Origin of the sequence: Pseudomonas sp. FP453 (assembly GCF_030687495.1) — a bacterium.
Taxonomy (GTDB): Bacteria; Pseudomonadota; Gammaproteobacteria; order Pseudomonadales; family Pseudomonadaceae; genus Aquipseudomonas.
This window is the reverse complement of record NZ_CP117435.1, coordinates 63,659-77,626: the sequence shown is the minus strand read 5'-3', so window position 1 is coordinate 77,626 and position 13,968 is coordinate 63,659. Positions and strand designations below refer to the sequence as shown.

At 62.5% G+C, this 13,968-nt stretch carries 15 protein-coding genes; 8 read left to right on the top strand and 7 right to left on the bottom strand.

All coding sequences use genetic code 11. The annotated features are described in order from the left end of the window. Positions 1-34: 34 nt before the first annotated feature. On the top strand, positions 35-988 hold the full coding sequence (locus tag PSH87_RS00385; protein ID WP_257781722.1) for a homoserine kinase: 954 nt from the start codon (positions 35-37) through the stop codon (positions 986-988). 125 nt (positions 989-1,113) lie between these two features. Here PSH87_RS00385 and PSH87_RS00380 read toward each other — a convergent pair whose 3' ends face one another. Next, positions 1,114-2,043, bottom strand: coding sequence for a zinc ABC transporter substrate-binding protein (locus PSH87_RS00380; protein ID WP_305432039.1), 930 nt, complete (start codon positions 2,041-2,043; stop codon positions 1,114-1,116). Between the two features lie 58 nt (positions 2,044-2,101). On the opposite strand from PSH87_RS00380, the gene zur reads away from it, so the two are divergent. The 4 genes from zur to PSH87_RS00360 are packed head-to-tail and all read left to right on the top strand — an operon-like array spanning position 2,102 to position 4,907. Beyond that, positions 2,102-2,584: a zinc uptake transcriptional repressor Zur gene (gene zur / locus PSH87_RS00375; RefSeq protein ID WP_026136513.1), complete on the top strand. Its 483-nt coding sequence runs from the start codon at positions 2,102-2,104 to the stop codon at positions 2,582-2,584. After that, entirely contained in the window at positions 2,584-3,369 is a 786-nt protein-coding gene (gene znuC, locus PSH87_RS00370; RefSeq protein ID WP_305432037.1) for a zinc ABC transporter ATP-binding protein ZnuC, read from the top strand. Before zur ends, znuC begins: the two co-directional genes overlap by 1 nt. Next, complete coding sequence (gene znuB, locus PSH87_RS00365) at positions 3,362-4,150, top strand: zinc ABC transporter permease subunit ZnuB (protein WP_305432035.1); 789 nt, start codon at positions 3,362-3,364, stop codon at positions 4,148-4,150. Before znuC ends, znuB begins: the two co-directional genes overlap by 8 nt. 37 nt (positions 4,151-4,187) lie before the next feature. Beyond that, positions 4,188-4,907, top strand: a complete 720-nt coding sequence (locus tag PSH87_RS00360; protein WP_305432034.1) for a PA5502 family lipoprotein — start codon at positions 4,188-4,190, stop codon at positions 4,905-4,907. Positions 4,908-5,008: 101 nt separating this feature from the next. Here the strand turns inward: PSH87_RS00360 and katE are convergent, their stop codons facing one another. Next, the gene (gene katE / locus PSH87_RS00355) at positions 5,009-7,138 is read right to left on the bottom strand and encodes a catalase HPII (protein ID WP_305432032.1); all 2,130 of its coding nucleotides are present in this window, start codon (positions 7,136-7,138) and stop codon (positions 5,009-5,011) included. A gap of 228 nt (positions 7,139-7,366) precedes the next feature. Between katE and PSH87_RS00350 the strand changes: the two genes are divergently transcribed. Genes PSH87_RS00350 through PSH87_RS00340 form a run of 3 tightly spaced genes read left to right on the top strand, consistent with a single transcriptional unit; the run spans position 7,367 to position 9,870 of the window. Next, a complete protein-coding gene (locus PSH87_RS00350; RefSeq protein WP_305432031.1) occupies positions 7,367-8,374 on the top strand; it encodes a methionine ABC transporter ATP-binding protein in 1,008 nt (335 codons plus the stop codon). Next, a complete protein-coding gene (locus PSH87_RS00345) occupies positions 8,374-9,048 on the top strand; it encodes a methionine ABC transporter permease (RefSeq protein WP_017734700.1) in 675 nt (224 codons plus the stop codon). The genes PSH87_RS00350 and PSH87_RS00345 overlap by 1 nt, the downstream gene beginning before the upstream one ends. Positions 9,049-9,099: 51 nt before the next feature. Continuing rightward, a complete protein-coding gene (locus PSH87_RS00340; protein ID WP_017734701.1) occupies positions 9,100-9,870 on the top strand; it encodes a MetQ/NlpA family ABC transporter substrate-binding protein in 771 nt (256 codons plus the stop codon). A gap of 174 nt (positions 9,871-10,044) precedes the next feature. On the opposite strand, the gene PSH87_RS00335 is transcribed toward PSH87_RS00340, so the two are convergent. The 5 genes from PSH87_RS00335 to PSH87_RS00315 are packed head-to-tail and all read right to left on the bottom strand — an operon-like array spanning position 10,045 to position 13,968. Beyond that, positions 10,045-10,680 (bottom strand): SCO family protein, encoded by a 636-nt coding sequence (locus tag PSH87_RS00335; protein ID WP_305432029.1) that lies wholly within the window; start codon positions 10,678-10,680, stop codon positions 10,045-10,047. Beyond that, positions 10,677-11,576 (bottom strand): heme o synthase, encoded by a 900-nt coding sequence (gene cyoE, locus PSH87_RS00330; RefSeq protein ID WP_305432028.1) that lies wholly within the window; start codon positions 11,574-11,576, stop codon positions 10,677-10,679. Before cyoE ends, PSH87_RS00335 begins: the two co-directional genes overlap by 4 nt. Then, positions 11,564-12,643, bottom strand: coding sequence for a heme A synthase (locus PSH87_RS00325; protein WP_305432027.1), 1,080 nt, complete (start codon positions 12,641-12,643; stop codon positions 11,564-11,566). The genes cyoE and PSH87_RS00325 overlap by 13 nt, the downstream gene beginning before the upstream one ends. A 10-nt stretch (positions 12,644-12,653) precedes the next feature. Further along, a complete protein-coding gene (locus tag PSH87_RS00320) occupies positions 12,654-13,238 on the bottom strand; it encodes a hypothetical protein (protein ID WP_305432026.1) in 585 nt (194 codons plus the stop codon). Next, a complete protein-coding gene (locus PSH87_RS00315) occupies positions 13,204-13,968 on the bottom strand; it encodes an SURF1 family protein (RefSeq protein ID WP_305432024.1) in 765 nt (254 codons plus the stop codon). Before PSH87_RS00315 ends, PSH87_RS00320 begins: the two co-directional genes overlap by 35 nt.

Sequence of the window (13,968 nt, the reverse complement as noted above, 5' to 3'; positions counted from 1 at the left end):
GCGCCCTGCGGCGCCCGTACTGGCAGTTTTAACCATGTCTGTGTTCACCCCCCTGGCTCGGCCCGAGCTGGAAACCTTTCTCGCCCCTTACGGGCTCGGCCGCCTGCTTGATTTCCAGGGAATTGCCGCCGGTAGCGAAAACACCAATTTCTTTATCAGCCTGGAACAGGGCGAATTTGTCCTGACCCTGGTGGAACGCGGTCCCGTCGCCGAAATGCCGTTCTTCATCGAACTGCTCGACGTGCTCCACGACGCCGACCTGCCCGTGCCCTACGCCTTGCGCACCACCGACGGCCAGGCCCTGCGCGAGCTGAAAGGCAAACCGGCCCTGCTGCAACCGCGCCTGGCCGGCAAGCACATCAAGCACGCCAACGCCCAGCACTGCGCCCAGGTCGGCGAACTGCTCGGCCATCTGCACCTGGCGACACAAGGCGACAAGGTACTGGAACGCAAGACCGATCGCGGCCTGGATTGGATGCTCAGTGAAGGTGCGCAGCTGATTTCGCATCTGGAGGCAGCTCCGCAGCGCTTGTTGCAAGACGCGCTGGACGAGATCGAAGCCCACAAGACGCAGATCCTCGCCCTGCCGCGCGCGAACATTCACGCAGACCTGTTCCGCGATAACGCGATGTTCGAAGGCACCCATCTGACAGGCCTGATCGACTTCTACAACGCCTGCTCCGGCCCGATGCTGTACGACGTGGCGATCGCCCTGAATGACTGGTGCTCGGACGAAAACGGCGTGATCGACGGCCAACGTGCCCGCGCACTACTGGGCGCCTATGCAGGGCTGCGCCCGTTCACCGCCAAGGAGGCCGAACTGTGGCCGACGATGCTGCGGGTGGCGTGTGTGCGGTTCTGGCTGTCACGCCTGATCGCGGCTGAGTCGTTTGCCGGGCAGGATGTGTTGATTCACGATCCCGCGGAGTTTGAACACCGCCTGGCGCAGCGCCAGCAGGTCACGATCCAACTGCCGTTCGCGCTCTAAAGGCTCAACTCGGTCAATGTGGGAGCTGGCTTGCCTGCGATAGCAATATATCAGTCACCAAATGTGTGAACTGACAGACCGCTATCGCGGGCAAGCCCGCTCCCACATGGGTTTTGTGTTGGCTGTCAGAGCGACTCCAGGCAACCCGCCAGATCATTCCCCAACTTCTCCAGCACCTGCTCATACCCCTGAGCCGTCGCCGGCGTGTACCCACCCAACGCATCCAACTCCGCCAACTTCACCGGCAAGCCAGCCACCAGCGTCTCAGCCAGGCGCGGACGCAACGGCGGCTCACTGAACACACAAGTCTTGCCCACTTCCTGCAAGCGCGTACGCATCGCGGCCACATGCTGGGCACCGGGCTGCACTTCGGCGGCAACGCTGAACACGCCGGTGTGCTTGAGCCCGTAGGCATCTTCGAAGTAATCGAAGGCTTCATGGAAAACGAAGTAGGGCTTGTCGCCAATCGACGCCAGACGCACCTTCAAGCGTGCATCCAACGCATCCAGACGCTCATTGAACGCCTTGACGTTGCTCTGGTAACGCGCGGCATTCGCCGGGTCGGCAGCTGCCAGGTCAGACGCCATGCGCGCCGCAATCACTCGGGCGTTCACCGTGGACAACCACAAATGCGCATCCAGGCTGCCAGGACGGTGATCATGGTCATGCTCGTCGGCTTCGTCGGCGTGGGAGTGGCTATCTTCGGCGAAACGGCGCAGTTTCATCCCCGGAAGGTCCTGCACGGCCACCGTCGTCGCTGTACGACCTTTCAACACACGCGGCAGGAAGCTCTCCATGTCCGGGCCGATCCAATACAGCAGGTCGACCGACTGCACGCGCCGTACGTCGGATGGACGCAATGCGTAGTTATGCGGCGACGCGCCCGGCGGCAACAACACCTCTGGAACCGCCACGCCGTCCTGCACAGCGGCGGCGATCAACTGCAGCGGCTTGATGCTGGTCAGCACCTTGACCTCGGCCTGAGCGGCGCCGGTTACGAACAAACTGGCGACAAATACGACAAAAACGGGAAAAAGTCGGGACACGATGACCACTCAATGGCGTAGGAACGGGTAACATAATAACGTCTCTATCAAATATCTGTCGCCGCTCATGCCTAAAACACCGCTTGCCAGCCGTCCCCACGACCACTCTCACTGCGTGCATACCGCGCTGTCGGAAGCCGACACCCTGTGCGCACAGAAGGGCCTGCGCCTGACCGCCTTGCGTCGCCGCGTGCTGGAACTGGTGTGGCAGAGCCACAAGCCGCTGGGCGCCTACGACATCCTCGGCGTGCTCAGTGAGCAGGACGGTCGCCGCGCGGCACCGCCCACCGTGTACCGTGCGCTGGATTTCCTCCTGGAGAACGGCCTGGTGCACCGCATCGCTTCGCTCAACGCGTTCGTCGGCTGCAACCACCCGGAACACGCGCACCAGGGCCAGTTCCTGATCTGCCGCGAGTGCCACGCGGCCATCGAGCTTGAACAAAAAAGCATCAGCGACGCCATCATCAAGAGTTCTGCCGACGTCGGTTTCCGCGTCGAAGGGCAAACGGTCGAAGTGGTCGGCCTGTGCTCGGGCTGCCAGGGGGCTTGATGAGCAATGCGTTAATCCGCCTGGAACAGGTCGGGGTCACATTCGCCGGGCAAGCCGTGCTGGATAACATCGCACTGAGCGTCGAACCGGGGCAGATCGTCACCCTGATCGGCCCCAACGGCGCCGGCAAGACCACCCTGGTGCGCGCCGTCCTCGGCCTGCTCAAGCCCGACACCGGCAGCGTGTGGCGCAAGCCCAAGCTGCGCGTGGGCTACATGCCGCAAAAACTGCACGTCGACCCGACCCTGCCGCTGTCCGTACTGCGCTTCCTGCGCCTGGTGCCCGGTGTAGACCGCGCCCGCGCCCAGGCCGCGCTCAAGGAAGTCGGCGCCGAACAGGTGATCGACAGCCCGGTGCAAAGCATCTCCGGCGGCGAAATGCAGCGCGTGCTGCTGGCCCGCGCCTTGCTGCGCGAGCCGGAACTGCTGGTGCTGGATGAACCCGTGCAAGGCGTCGACGTCGCCGGCCAGGCCGAGCTGTACAGCCTGATCACCCGCCTGCGTGACCGCCATGGCTGCGGCGTGCTGATGGTGTCCCACGACCTGCACCTGGTGATGAGCACCACCGACCAGGTGGTGTGCCTCAACCGCCACGTGTGCTGCTCCGGCCACCCGGAACAGGTCAGCGGCGACCCGGCGTTCGTCGAGCTGTTCGGCAAGAACGCGCAGAGCCTGGCGATCTACCATCACCACCACGACCACGCCCACGATTTGCACGGCGAAGTGGTCGACGATCCCGCCGCACCTCACACCCACGCTCATGGAGATAGCTGCAAGCATGGCTGATTTTCTGCTCTACGCCCTGCTGGCAGGCTTGGCTTTGGCGCTGGTGGCGGGCCCGCTAGGCTCGTTCGTCGTCTGGCGGCGCATGGCCTATTTTGGCGACACCTTGTCCCACGCTGCGCTCCTGGGCGTGGCCATGGGCTTCTTGCTGGATGTCAGCCCGACCATCGCCGTCACCGTCGGCTGCCTGCTGCTGGCGGTGCTGCTGGTGACCCTGCAACAACGCCAGCCACTGGCCTCCGACACCCTGCTCGGCATCCTCGCGCCGAGCACCTTGTCCCTGGGCCTGGTGGTGCTGAGCTTCATGCACGAAGTGCGCATCGACCTGATGGCCTACCTGTTCGGCGACCTGCTGGCGATCAGCAGCACCGACCTGGGCTGGATCCTCGGCGGCAGCGCCATTGTGCTGGTATTGCTGATCGCCCTGTGGCGTCCGCTGCTGGCCATCACCGTGCATGAGGAACTGGCCACCGTCGAAGGCTTGCCCGTGCCGACCCTGCGCATGGCCCTGATGTTGTTGATCGCCGTGGTGATTGCTGTCGCGATGAAGATTGTCGGCGTATTGTTGATCACGTCGCTGCTGATCATTCCCGCCGCCGCCGCCCAGCGCCATGCCCGCTCACCAGAGCAGATGGCGATAGGCGCCAGCCTGCTGGGGATGCTCGCCGTGTGCGGAGGCCTGGCGCTATCCTGGTTCAAGGACACGCCGGCCGGGCCGTCGATTGTGGTCACGGCCGCCGCGCTGTTTCTGCTGAGTTTTGTCCTGCCCCGTCGAGGGGTGTAGACTTGCTCGCTTTTTGCGCAAATAGAGAGTCGCAGGAATGAAGCCGTTCACCTCCCGTTATCTGCTCCTTGCCGCATTTTCCCTGCTGCTGGGCGCCTGTCAAAGCACACCGCCCGCCGCCGTCCAGGCCCCGGACGCACGCGCTACGGCCATCGCACAGCTGGAGCAAAACCTCGCCAGCAGTGAGCTGGCCACCGCCGAAGACCAGTTGGCCGCACTGCAAGCCCAGTCGCCCAACGATCCCGCGCTGGAGCCGTACCAACGCCAATTGGCCGAAGCCTACCTGCAGCGCAGCCAGATCGTCCTGCAAAAAGGCGACGTCAACGCCGCCGCCACCGCCCTCAGCCGCGCCCGCGCCCTGATGCCCAAGGCCCCGGCGCTGACCGGCGGCGTGAACAGCGCCATCAGCCACGCCCGCAAGGCCGAACTGGACCAGGCCGAAGCGGCCCTGAAAGCCGCCGAAGCCAAGCCGGTAGCCAAGGTCATCGACCCGACGGCCGAAAGCACCACCGTGGCGTTGAACCTCGTCGATATTGAAGAACTTCGTCATCAACTGGATGCGATTGCCACCGATGTGGTGAATTACCAGTGTGATGTGAGCATCCAGGTGCCGCGCACCGAGGACTATCCATGGTTGGCCACGCTGCTGACCAAGCGGGTCAAGCGTATCGATTCGGCGTATGACCTGAAGCTGCACCGGCAGATCCTGAAGAAGATCCCGGCGCAGGTTGTATTAATTCCGCGCAAGGTGCAATAAAGCCATCGCAGGCAAGCCAGCTCCCACACTTGAATGTATTCACAATTCAAAATGTGGGAGCGGGCTTGCCCGCGATAGCGATCCAACCAACAACCCAAAACTTAAGCCGGAATCGCCTTAGCCCTCGGCTCCCGCTCCCAAACCCGATGCTGGGCAATCGCCGCCACAAACGCCTTCAACGCCTTGGCATCCCCGCCGACGATCAACCCCGCATCAGCCTCCAGCTTCAACAGCCCCAGCAACTGCTCGGCCTCGCCCACCACCGCAATGGCTTTCAAATGCTTGTAGGCCTCCAGCAGGTAATGCAGCGCCACGCCATCTTCGCTCAACGCCTTCACCGACTTGGCGCCGCCGGGCACAAACACCGCGTCGAATGCCACCGACGGCAACCCTTCCATGGACGCATCCACCGGCAGGCTCTTGCCCTGCGCCGTGGTGACCGGTGCCGAGGTCGGCCCGAGCAATTTGGCGTGGGCGCCTTCGGCCTTCAGCACTTTATTCAAGGCGTCGATTGCAGCACCGTCCACGCCATTCGCGGCCAGGATCGCCACCTTGCGCGTCTTGATATCACCCGACAGCAGGTTCGCCTGGCTCAAGGCCGGTGAGCGCGACAACGATGTCTTGCGCTCCGGCACTGTGCCTTTCTTCGGCGCCGGCAAGCCCAGGTTCTGCGCCACACGCTTGGCCAACTCAAGGTCAATGTTGGCGAGGATCTCATTCACCTGGCGCGCGCGGATGTGCTCACGCTCCACCTTGCCCAGCTCAAAGCTGTAGGCCGCAATGATGTGTTCCTGTTCATGCTTGCTCATGCTGCGGAAAAACAGGCGCGCCTGGGAGAAGTGATCGCCAAACGACTCGCTGCGTTCACGCACTTTATGGGCGTCAATACGTTCATGGTACGACTCGAAACCACCGTCCTGTGCGGCAGGCGGGGTTTCCTTCGGCCAGCCGCCATCGATGGAGTTGGGTTCGTACGCCGCACGCCCTTTGTCGATGGTGGTGCGATGCATAGCATCGCGCTGGCCGCTATGGAACGGCGCCACCGGGCGGTTGATCGGCAACTCATGAAAGTTCGGCCCACCGAGTCGGCTGATCTGCGTATCGGTGTAGGAAAACAGACGGCCCTGCAACAACGGGTCATTGGAGAAGTCGATACCCGGCACGATGTGGCCTGGGCAGAAGGCGACCTGCTCGACTTCAGCGAAAAAGTTGTCCGGGTTGCGATTCAGCACCATCTTGCCCAGCGGCGTAATCGGCACCAGCTCTTCGGGAATCAGCTTGGTCGGGTCGAGGATATCGAAGTCGAACGCATGCTCCTTATCCTCGGGAATCACCTGCACGCCCAATTCCCACTCGGGGTAATCGCCCATCTCAATCGATTCCCAGAGATCGCGGCGGTGGTAGTCGGTATCTTTACCCGCGAGCTTTTGCGCTTCATCCCACACCAGCGAGCAGGTGCCGGCCGTAGGGCGCCAGTGGAATTTTACGAAGCTGGACGTCCCTTCGGCGTTAATGAAGCGAAAGGTGTGCACCCCAAAACCCTGCATGGCCCGCAGGCTTTTAGGAATTGCCCGGTCGGACATTGCCCAAATCACCATGTGCGCCGATTCGGGTTGCAGCGACACGAAGTCCCAGAAGGTGTCGTGGGCCGAGCCGCCTGTAGGAATCTCGTTGTGGGGCTCCGGTTTTACCGCGTGCACGAAATCAGGAAACTTGATCGCGTCCTGAATGAAAAACACCGGCATGTTGTTGCCGACCAGGTCGAAGTTACCTTCTTCGGTGAAGAACTTCACCGCAAAACCACGTACGTCGCGCACCGTATCGCCGGAGCCACGTGGGCCTTGCACAGTGGAAAAGCGCAGGAACACCGGGGTTTTATGACCGGGGTCGCGCAGGAAACCGGCCTTGGTCAGTGCAGAATGGTTCTCATAGGTCTGGAAGTAACCATGGGCACCGGTGCCACGCGCATGCACGATGCGCTCCGGGATGCGCTCATGGTCAAAATGCGTGATCTTTTCACGCATGATGAAATCTTCAAGCAACGAAGGCCCGCGGGCACCGACCTTCAAGCTGTTCTGGTTGTCGGAGATCTTCACACCCTGGTTGGTACGCAGGGCCTGGCCAGTAGCGTCAGAGCGAAATGCTTCCAAGGCCTCTAGCTTGGCATTGGTGTTCTTACGGTCCAGGGTGTCGGTTCCGGCGAGTTCGCTCTTTGGCTTTTTCGTACTCATCAGTCAAAACTCCTTATTCAGACCCAGGCACGGCACCCGGGAAGCGCATTGCTTAAGTAGTGACTGATGGGGTTTTGGGCCGTTCCTTTTTTATGACCTTTGATCGCGTTATTGCCAAATCGCTGGATGAATGCAAAAGAAATGCTAAGAAAGACTATACGGACAGGCTAAAATGCGCGCCCGGCTAACCGCTGATCCCTTTTCCATGCGCCCCACAAGGTTCGCTACGTGATCGAGTTTCATAACGTCCATAAAACCTACCGCGTCGCCGGTAAGGAAATCCCCGCGCTGCACCCCACCAGCCTGCGCGTCGAGAACGGCCAGGTATTTGGCTTGATCGGCCACTCCGGTGCGGGAAAAAGTACCCTTTTGCGTCTGATCAACCGCCTGGAACAACCCAGCGGCGGTCAGATCACTGTCGATGGTGAAGAAGTCACCGCCCTGGACGCCAACGGCCTGCGCCGTTTCCGCCAGCAGGTCGGGATGATCTTCCAGCACTTCAACCTGCTCGCGTCCAAGACCGTTGCCGACAACGTGGCGCTGCCACTGACCCTGGCCGGCGAATTGTCACGCAAGCAAATCGACCTGCGCGTCGCCGAGCTGCTGGCCCGCGTCGGCCTGTCGGATCACGCCAGGAAGTACCCGGCGCAATTGTCCGGCGGCCAGAAACAGCGCGTCGGCATCGCCCGCGCCCTGGCGACCAAGCCGAAGATCCTGCTGTGCGACGAAGCCACCAGCGCCCTCGACCCGCAAACCACCGCGTCGGTCCTGCAACTGCTGGCCGAGATCAACCGCGAGCTGAAACTGACCATCGTGCTGATCACCCATGAAATGGATGTGATCCGCCGCGTCTGCGACCAGGTGGCCGTGATGGACGCCGGCGTCATCGTCGAGCAAGGCTCGGTGGCCGACGTGTTCCTGCACCCCAAGCACCCGACCACCAAGCGTTTCGTGCAAGAGTCGGAACAGGTCGATGAAAACGAGCAGCGCGATGACTTCGCCCACGTGCCCGGCCGCATCGTGCGCCTGACGTTCCAGGGCGACGCGACCTACGCGCCGCTGCTGGGTACCGTCGCCCGTGAAACGGGTGTGGACTACAGCATCCTCGCCGGTCGTATCGACCGCATCAAAGACATCCCCTACGGGCAATTGACCCTCGCCGTCACCGGCGGCGACATGGACGCCGCGTTTGCGCGCTTCACCGCCGCAGACGTCCACATGGAGGTCCTGCGCTAATGGAAGTCCTGTTGAGTTTCTTCGCCAATATCGACTGGTCGGAAATCTGGCTCGCCACCGGCGACACCATGATCATGCTGTTCGGTTCGCTGTTCTTTACCGTGCTGCTCGGCCTGCCGTTGGGCGTGCTGCTGTTCCTGTGCAGCCCGCGCCAACTGTTCGAACAGAAAGGCCTGTACGCACTGCTGTCACTGATCGTGAACATCCTGCGTTCGCTGCCGTTCATCATCCTGCTGATCGTGATGATCCCGTTCACCGTGCTGATCACTGGCACGTCGCTGGGCGTGGCCGGTGCGATTCCGCCACTGGTGGTGGGTGCGACGCCGTTCTTCGCGCGCCTGGTGGAAACCGCCCTGCGTGAAGTGGACCGCGGCATCATCGAAGCCACCCAGTCGATGGGCGCTACGACGCGTCAGATCATTACCAACGCCCTGCTGCCTGAAGCACGCCCCGGCATTTTCGCCGCGATTACGGTGACGGCGATTACACTGGTTTCCTACACGGCAATGGCCGGTGTGGTCGGCGCCGGTGGCCTGGGCGACCTGGCGATCCGTTTCGGTTACCAGCGTTTCCAGACCGATGTGATGGTGGTCACCGTGGTGATGCTGTTGATCCTGGTGCAAATTCTGCAAACCGTCGGCGACAGGCTGGTGGTGCACTTTTCTCGAAAATAACGGCCATTGCCGGCTCAAAGCCGGCAAATGCCCGAACAAGGAGCTTGCTGGATGAAAAAACTACTGGTTGCTTTCGCCGCCGTTGCCGCGTTTTCCGCCCACGCCGAGACCATCACGGTCGCGGCCTCGCCGGTGCCGCACGCAGAAATCCTCGAATTCGTGAAACCAGCCCTGGCCAAAGAAGGCGTGGACTTGCAGGTCAAGGTCTTCACCGACTACGTGCAGCCCAACGTACAGGTCGCGGAAAAGCGCCTGGACGCCAACTTCTTCCAGCACCAGCCGTACCTGGATGAGTTCAACAAGGCCAAGGGCACGCACCTGGTCAGCGTTGGCGCCGTGCACCTGGAACCCCTGGGCGCTTACTCCAGCAAGTACAAGACCCTGGCCGAGCTGCCGGACGGCGCCAACGTGGTGATCCCGAACGACGCCACCAACGGCGGCCGCGCACTGTTGCTGCTGGCCAAGCACAACCTGATCACCCTGAAGGACCCGACCAACATCCTGTCGACCATCAAGGACATCACCGGTAACAGCAAAAAACTGAAGTTCCGCGAGCTGGAAGCCGCCACCTTGCCGCGCGTACTGACCCAGGTTGACCTGGCGCTGATCAACACCAACTACGCCCTGGAAGCCAAGCTGGACCCGTCCAAGGACGCACTGGTCATCGAAGGCAGCGACTCGCCTTACGTGAACATCCTGGTGACCCGCGAAGACAACAAGGATTCGGACGCGGTGAAGAAGCTGGTTGCAGCCCTGCACACGCCGGAAGTGAAGAAGTTCATCGAAGAGAAGTACAAAGGCGCGATCAAGCCGGCGTTCTGATCCAACTCGATCTCCTCAACACCGGAGATCAAAAAATGTGGGAGCCGGCTTTTGTGGGAGCTGGCTTGCCTGCGATGCAGGCACCGAGGTGTGTCAGTCACACCCTGGTGATGCAATCGCAGGCAAGCCAGCTCCCACATGAGTCCGGCTCCCACTTTTGTTTTGTGTTGCTGATTATTGGCGCTGCAACAGCACCGGCAACTGCACCACCAACTTCTGATTATTCAACGGCGCCCGGATAAACCCGCGCTGGGTCCCATCCGGCCCGATCAGCGCCAGGTTACCGCTGTGGTCCACCGTGTAGTTCGGCTTGCTGGTATCCGCCGGAATGAACGGGATGCTCACCGCATTCGAAACCTTCTGCACCTCCTCCACATTCGCGCCGGTCAGGCCGACAAACTGCGGATCGAAGTAGCCCAGGTACTGCTTGAGCTGGGTCGGCGTGTCACGGTTGGGGTCAACGCTGACCAGGATCACCTGCAACTGGTCCACCGCCTCCTTGGGCAGCTCGCTCTTGATCTGGCGCAGCTGGGCGAGGGTGGTCGGGCAGATGTCCGGGCAGAAGGTGTAGCCGAAGAACAGCAGGCTCCACTTGCCCTTCAACTCATTGACCAGCACCGGCTGGCCTTCCTGATTAGTCATGGTCACCGGCGGCAGCTGGCGGCTTTGCGGCAGCAGGATAATGCCGGCATCGATCAGCGCAGTAGGGTCGCCCTGGCCTTTGCCACTGAGCACTTTGTTGACGGTCAGGCCCATGATCAACGCGACAATGGCCACCAGGATAAAGACGGTTTTTTGAGTACGGGTCATAGGCTCAACAGTAGGTAATGGTCGACGAGCAGGGCGATAAACAGCAGCAGCAAGTACCAGATAGAGTACTTGAAGGTGTTGATCGCCGCGTGCGGCTGAGCGCCACGGTACAACACCAGGGCCCATTGCAGAAAGCGCGCGCCCAATAGCAGTGCACACACGAGGTAGAGCAGGCCGCTCATGTGGATGACATAGGGCATCAGGCTCACCGCCAGCAGGGCGAAGGTGTAGAGCAGGATATGCACCTTGGTGTAGTGCTCGCCGTGGGTGACCGGCAACATCGGAATGTCGGCCTTGGCGTATTCCTCCTTGCGATGGATGGCCAGGGCCCAGAAGTGCGGCGGAGTCCAGGCGAAGATGATCAGCACCAGCAGCAAAGGCTCGGCGCTGATATGGCCGGTGACGGCGACCCAACCCAGCAACGGCGGCGCCGCGCCGGCCAAGCCGCCGATCACGATATTCTGCGGCGTCGCGCGCTTGAGAAAGCCGGTGTAGATCACCGCATAACCCAACAGCGAAGCCAGGGTCAGCCACGCCGCCAAGGGGTTGGTGAACGCCAGCAACAGGGCCAGCCCTGCAACCGCCAGCAGCAACGCAAAGATCAGCGCCGCCAGCGGCGACACGCGCCCTTCAGCCAACGGCCGCTTGTGGGTGCGCGCCATCACCGCATCGATGCGCCGGTCCACCACATGGTTGACCGCCGCCGCACCGCCGGCACACAACGCAATCCCCAGGTTGCCGAACACCAGCACCGCCCACGGCACGCCGGCGCGGGTAGCGAGGAACATCCCCACCAGTGAGGTGACGAGCATCAGCACCACCACTTTCGGTTTGGTCAGCTCCAGGTAGTCACGCCAGATCGCCTGGTGTTGACGCGCACCGATCAAGGTCGCCATGGCATCTCTCCTTTAAGGGTGATGAGGCCCGAGACATGTTTGCGCGGGATAAAACGCCAGCCAAACGGCAGCTGATTGCGCACCCGAACCAGGCTGGTACGGGCGTGGTAGTTGACCAGCACCAGCGTCAGCAGCAACGCCGCGCCGCCGGCGTTATGCCCGACCGCCACCGGCAGCGGCAGGTGGAAATACACATTGCTCAAGCCCAGGCAGATTTGCGCGCCCAGGGCGATCAGCAGCAGGCCAGCCAAACGGCTCATGCCCACGGCGCGCAGTTGCCAGGCCAGGCCCAGCAACACCAACGACACCAGCACCGCGCCGAGGCGATGGGTCAGGTGAATCGCCGTACGCGCCTCGCTGTCCAGTTGCCCGCCCAAATAGTTGGGCCCGATGTGCTGGGTCAGGTGAAAGCCATTGGCAAAATCCGCCGCCGGCCACCACTCGCCATGACAGGTCGGCAGGTCGATGCAGGCCACCGCCGCATAGTTGGAGCTGACCCAGCCGCCCAGCGCAATCTGCCCGATCACCAGCACCAGCCCGGCCGTCGCCCAATATTGCAGGCGCTTGGGCACGATCAGCGCGGGCAGCACGCCGGACAGGCGCAGCGTCAGCAGAAACAGCAGGCTCAAGGTGGCAAAGCCGCCCAGCAGATGCCCGGTCACCACCTGCGGCCACAGTTTCAGCGTCACCGTCCACATGCCAAACGCGGCCTGGGCGAACACCACCGCCAATAGGAACAGCGGCAGCTTCACCGGCTGGCCCGGGTCGCGGCGATGGCTCCACGAACGCGCCGCCAGCAGCACGATCAGCAGGCCCAAGGTGCCGGCGAAGTAGCGATGAATCATCTCGCTCCAGCCCTTGTCCGCCTCCACCGGCGTGTCAGGGAAGTGCAATTCGGCATGGGCCAATTGGGTTTCGCTTTGCGGCACGCTGATAAAGCCGTAGCAGCCCGGCCAGTCCGGGCAACCAAGGCCGGCGTGGGTCAGGCGGGTATAGGCGCCGAGCAGCACGACGATCAGCGCCAACAAGGTGGCAAACAACGCGAGGCGAAATCCAGGTTTGGCCATGACGATGCCCTTATCCGATATTCGACAGTTTCAGCAGGTGGCGCAGGTCGTTGAGCAAGTCCTTGCCCTTGACCGTGGCGTCGTAGCGCAACACCAGGTTGCCGTGGGGGTCGACGATCCACAGCTGCGCATCGCCCGGCGCGGCGGCGTCCTTGCGGAACGTCGGCAAGTCCAGCGGGTAACGTTGCAGTTGCGGGTATTCGGCCTTCAGCTTGGCCTCGTACTCAGCGCTCACTGGCTGCGCGCTGGCCAAGGCATGGCTGGCGCGGGACGCATCACGCCCCAGGCCGATTTGCAGCTGGCGCGCCAGGTACACCAGTTGCTGGCAATCGGCAGCGCACGCGGCGGGCGCGGTGACCAATAGCTGCCAGCGCTCTTCATCAGCCTGCACGCCAATATCGGCGCGGGTCTGGCCGTTGCCGATCATCTGGCCGTGGTAGCTGCGGCTGTCCGGCACCCAGAACTGCAATTTGTACATGAACGTGGCCAGCGCCATCGGCCCGACCACCATCAGCAGGATCAGGATCAACTGCCAGCGGCCTTTGCGCCGGTCCGGCGCCTCAGACATGTTGGGTGGATTCATGGCCGCTCCCATGGGACTTCTCCTTTTTGTTGTGCCAGCCGAGGTAGAGGTACAGCGCGAGCAACGCCAGGGCCATGGCGAACCATTGCACGGCGTAGGCGAGGTGTTTTTCCGGGCCCATGGCCACGATCGGCCAGGTGGTTTCGTACGTACCGGGGCCAGCTTCGGCGCGCAGCTCGTAGGCAAAGCCGCTGCGACCCAATTCCGTCCACAGCGCGCCAGGGTGCAAGGCGGTCAGCAGGCGCGGCCATTGCGCGGTCGCTGGGTCCGCATGCAGCTGGAAGGTTTCGCCGGGGGCGACATACACCCAGGCGTCGAGATTCACCGGCGTGGCTGGGGTGGTGAAGGCGGGCGGGGTGCGGCGGTCTGGCCAGGGCAGCCAGCCGCGATTGAGCAACAGCCAGAGGCCGCTGGCCCTGTCGTGAAAGGGTTGCAGCAGCTCTACGCCGGCCTTGCCATCGCGCATGCGGTTGTCGAGCAACACGCTGTGCTCGGCGTCGAATTGGCCGCGCAAGCGCACGCGGCGAAAGGCCGGGTCAGGCATGTCGTTGAGTTGCGCGCTGCTGATCGGCTCCGCCGCGCGCCGCTCAGCGTAACGGTCCACCAGCAGCTGCTTTTCATGGCCGCGAGACAGCTGCCAAAACCCCAGGCCTACCATCAAGGGCAGCAGCACCAACACCACCAGTGTCGGCGCGATCCCCGGGCGAAAGCATTTCATGGCGCTGGCTATACTTGTTTTCAT

Bases quoted from the DNA above. Each gene is read 5' to 3' on its own strand.
- PSH87_RS00385 (WP_257781722.1), top strand. From the start codon at position 35: ATGTCTGTGTTCACCCCCCTGGCTCGGCCCGAGCTGGAAACCTTTCTC.
- zur (WP_026136513.1), top strand. From the start codon at position 2,102: ATGCCTAAAACACCGCTTGCCAGCCGTCCCCACGACCACTCTCACTGC.
- znuC (WP_305432037.1), top strand. From the start codon at position 2,584: ATGAGCAATGCGTTAATCCGCCTGGAACAGGTCGGGGTCACATTCGCC.
- znuB (WP_305432035.1), top strand. From the start codon at position 3,362: ATGGCTGATTTTCTGCTCTACGCCCTGCTGGCAGGCTTGGCTTTGGCG.
- PSH87_RS00360 (WP_305432034.1), top strand. From the start codon at position 4,188: ATGAAGCCGTTCACCTCCCGTTATCTGCTCCTTGCCGCATTTTCCCTG.
- katE (WP_305432032.1), bottom strand. From the start codon at position 7,138: ATGAGTACGAAAAAGCCAAAGAGCGAACTCGCCGGAACCGACACCCTG.
- PSH87_RS00345 (WP_017734700.1), top strand. From the start codon at position 8,374: ATGGAAGTCCTGTTGAGTTTCTTCGCCAATATCGACTGGTCGGAAATC.
- PSH87_RS00340 (WP_017734701.1), top strand. From the start codon at position 9,100: ATGAAAAAACTACTGGTTGCTTTCGCCGCCGTTGCCGCGTTTTCCGCC.
- PSH87_RS00335 (WP_305432029.1), bottom strand. From the start codon at position 10,680: ATGACCCGTACTCAAAAAACCGTCTTTATCCTGGTGGCCATTGTCGCG.
- cyoE (WP_305432028.1), bottom strand. From the start codon at position 11,576: ATGGCGACCTTGATCGGTGCGCGTCAACACCAGGCGATCTGGCGTGAC.
- PSH87_RS00325 (WP_305432027.1), bottom strand. From the start codon at position 12,643: ATGGCCAAACCTGGATTTCGCCTCGCGTTGTTTGCCACCTTGTTGGCG.
- PSH87_RS00320 (WP_305432026.1), bottom strand. From the start codon at position 13,238: ATGGGAGCGGCCATGAATCCACCCAACATGTCTGAGGCGCCGGACCGG.
- PSH87_RS00315 (WP_305432024.1), bottom strand. From the start codon at position 13,968: ATGAAAACAAGTATAGCCAGCGCCATGAAATGCTTTCGCCCGGGGATC.